3 protein-coding genes and 1 pseudogene are annotated in these 2,631 nt (G+C 67.8%); 2 read left to right on the top strand and 2 right to left on the bottom strand.

The window, feature by feature from the left end:
- The first annotated feature begins 117 nt into the window (after positions 1 to 117).
- Positions 118 to 414 (top strand): transposase, encoded by a 297-nt coding sequence (locus A6A27_RS08240; RefSeq protein WP_073833952.1) that lies wholly within the window; start codon positions 118 to 120, stop codon positions 412 to 414.
- A gap of 289 nt (positions 415 to 703) precedes the next feature.
- Positions 704 to 1,615 (top strand): universal stress protein, encoded by a 912-nt coding sequence (locus tag A6A27_RS08235; RefSeq protein ID WP_083672494.1) that lies wholly within the window; start codon positions 704 to 706, stop codon positions 1,613 to 1,615.
- Between the two features lie 160 nt (positions 1,616 to 1,775).
- Here A6A27_RS08235 and tnpA read toward each other — a convergent pair whose 3' ends face one another.
- Both tnpA and A6A27_RS46785 read right to left on the bottom strand, forming a co-directional pair.
- On the bottom strand, positions 1,776 to 2,192 hold the full coding sequence (tnpA, locus tag A6A27_RS45780) for an IS200/IS605 family transposase (protein WP_443189954.1): 417 nt from the start codon (positions 2,190 to 2,192) through the stop codon (positions 1,776 to 1,778).
- A 120-nt stretch (positions 2,193 to 2,312) separates the two neighbouring features.
- Positions 2,313 to 2,453: pseudogene (locus A6A27_RS46785) on the bottom strand (transposase family protein); the annotation flags it as partial.
- Between the last annotated feature and the right edge of the window lie 178 nt (positions 2,454 to 2,631).

The following is a 2,631-nucleotide window of genomic DNA, read 5'->3' as shown; positions in this document are numbered from 1 at the left end:
GGAAAAGCAGATCACCGCCCTGGTCGCCGCGTACGCCCCTCAGCTGCTGCAACGCGTCGGTGTCGGCCCTGACAGCGCCGCCGCCCTGCTCATCACCATCGGCGAAACCCTGAGCGCATGGCCAGCGAAGCTTCCTTCGCTGCCCTGCGCGGAGCCGGCCCGGTCGAGGCATCCTCCGGCAAGACCAACGCCGACGCCTCGACCGCGGGCGGCGACCAGCAGGCCAACGCCGTCCACTACCACATCGTCCTGACCTGCCTGCGCTGGCGCCCGCATACCCGCGCGTACCTCAACCGGCGCACCAGCGACGGCAAGAGCCGTGCGAGGCCGAACGACAACCCCAAACTCTTGTCTGGACCAAACCGCCGACTAGGTCCTCGAAAACCTCGCCAGCTACTGCACCCGAATCAATAAAGCTTTCAACGACTCAGGACACGAGAGCAGGAAGCTGATTGCGATCGGGTCACCGAGATTGCTTCGGCGGCAACCTGGTCACACCAGGGAGAAACCCTGGTGTCCATCTGGCCCGGGCACCAGATGAATCGGACACGCACGAGCGAGGCCAACATGTGCCGGCCAGCGCCCTCGTCCAGCGCCGGCGACGCCCTCCTGCTGTATGAGTGATGCCTGGCCGTTCAGAACCGGGTGTGCGTAGGTCACTGACCCGTGGGCCCACGGGTGCGATGTGAGGGCTAGCGGCGCGATGGTGAGGGCGGCGCACGCTCGTGCGCGGTGCGCGCGAGGGGGACCGGCCATGACCACAACACCACGATTCGGCGCCCGGGCCCGACCCGCTGGGCCCGTCAGAAGCAGGGAGCTGGTGGTCGTGGCCGTAGACGGAGGCTTCGGCAGCGTGGACGCGCTGGACTGGGCGGCCGCTCAGGCCATGGTTTGCGGCGCAGAGCTGCGTATCGTGCACGCATTCCACGCACCTTCGGCGCTCGATCCCTTCGCCCTGGTCGCGGCCACCGGCATCGAGTTCGCGGCGATTGGCACCGCCGCGTCCGTCGTAGACGACGCGGCAGCTCGGGTGCGATACATCGCACCCGAGGTGGCGGTGACCACCCGGATCATGCCCGGCTCATCGGCATCCGCGATTTTGCAGGAGGCACCGCCGAGCGCGCTCGTCGTCCTGGGGCGTCCTGTGCACGGATCGTCCCGTGGCCGGACCGTCGCCAAGGTCCTGGGCCGGTCCCGCGGACCGGTCGCCGTCGTCAGCTTCGTCGGCGAGATCGAGCCCGGACCGTCGGGGGGGCGGGTCGTGCTGGCGTATGACGGGGAGCGGGGGTCCGAGACCGCCGTGGACGTGGCGTTCCGCGAGGCCCGGCGGCGCGGCATCGATCTAACTGCGTTGCTTCTCGACACGGCTCCGCGTCAAGGTGTCCGGCTCGACCGGTGGCGGCAGCGCTTTCCAGAGGTCGCCGTACGTGACGAAGTCGTGACCGGGCCGGTCGGACAGCGGATCGTCGCCGAGTCGCACGGCGCGGCACTACTGGTGCTGCCAGAGGCGCAGCGGCCCCACCGACCGTTCAGGCGCCGCCTCCGCCCCTGGGCACGTGCAGTCGTCGAAACCGCGGCGAGTCCGATCCTCCTCGTGCCGGACCGGCACTCTTGAGCCACCCGACCGTTCCTATGGACTGCTCATGAGTTGCACGTGCTCAGCCGCGTGCCCCGAACGGTGTTGGGCACACTGGTCTCCCGCGTTCGCGGCCCTACATCTACCGTTTCAGCGGTTGATAAGGCGGGAACCCTGGCCATATACGGCCGGAACGCCGTCACGGACGGGGACGTTTCTGGTTCTCGATGCACTCCTTGATCACTGTGAGGGACGCGGCGCCGCATGACCCGGCGAAGTACGAGGGCGACCATAGATGCTCGTCCCACAGGTACTTGCGCAGGTGTCCGGTGAACTCGCGGCGTAGGTATCGAGATGAGACGCCTTTGAGACTGTTGACCAGCCGCGACAGGGTGACGCTCGGCGGGTAGTGGACGACCAGATGCACGTGGTCGTCGGCGCCGTTGAACTCCCGCTGTTCGGCGCTGAAGTCCTGGCACACCTCGGCCATGACCTGTTGGCAGCGGGTGAGGATCGGATCGGTGAGCGCCCCGCGTCGGTACTTCGTGGTGAAGACCAAGTGCGCGTGAAATGTTGGCCTCGATAACACCGCCGCACCGGCACGGCCAGCGCTGATCACCGCAAGATCGGCGACCAGGGCGGTCAGGTGCCGGGTCCGCGATGCCGGCTGCTGCGCCAGCGCGGGAACCTGCTCGCGAAACGTCCGCTGTGAGCAGGACTCCGTGGCGCAGACCAGCCGGCGAACCCGCACCTGCACGATGACTGCCCGCCCGCCGACCGGGAGATCAGCCAGATGGCGCTGGCGATAGGCGTGGACGCGGTCGCTGAGCTGCCCGCACTGCGGGCAGGCCGCTGGCGTCCCCGCTGTTCGGGCCACGACCTGCACGACCGCCCCTTGATCGATCACCTGCTCGATTGCCAGCGAAGACAGCCTAGGGAGTACCGACTTGATCAAGTCACACGGGCGTCATGATCACGCACAGCGGCGGCCACTCAGGACAGTTCCCACCACCGTTTCTGCGCCAGAGCCCGTTAACTCCCAGGCTTTGGACATA

It is taken from the genome of Micromonospora sp. CB01531 (assembly GCF_001905095.1).
GTDB lineage: Bacteria > Actinomycetota > Actinomycetes > Mycobacteriales > Micromonosporaceae > Micromonospora.
Note: the sequence above shows the minus strand (reverse complement) of the source record. Positions and strands in the feature narration are given on the sequence as shown.

Bases quoted from the DNA above. Each gene is read 5' to 3' on its own strand.
- A6A27_RS08240 (WP_073833952.1), top strand. From the start codon at position 118: ATGGCCAGCGAAGCTTCCTTCGCTGCCCTGCGCGGAGCCGGCCCGGTC.
- A6A27_RS08235 (WP_083672494.1), top strand. From the start codon at position 704: ATGGTGAGGGCGGCGCACGCTCGTGCGCGGTGCGCGCGAGGGGGACCG.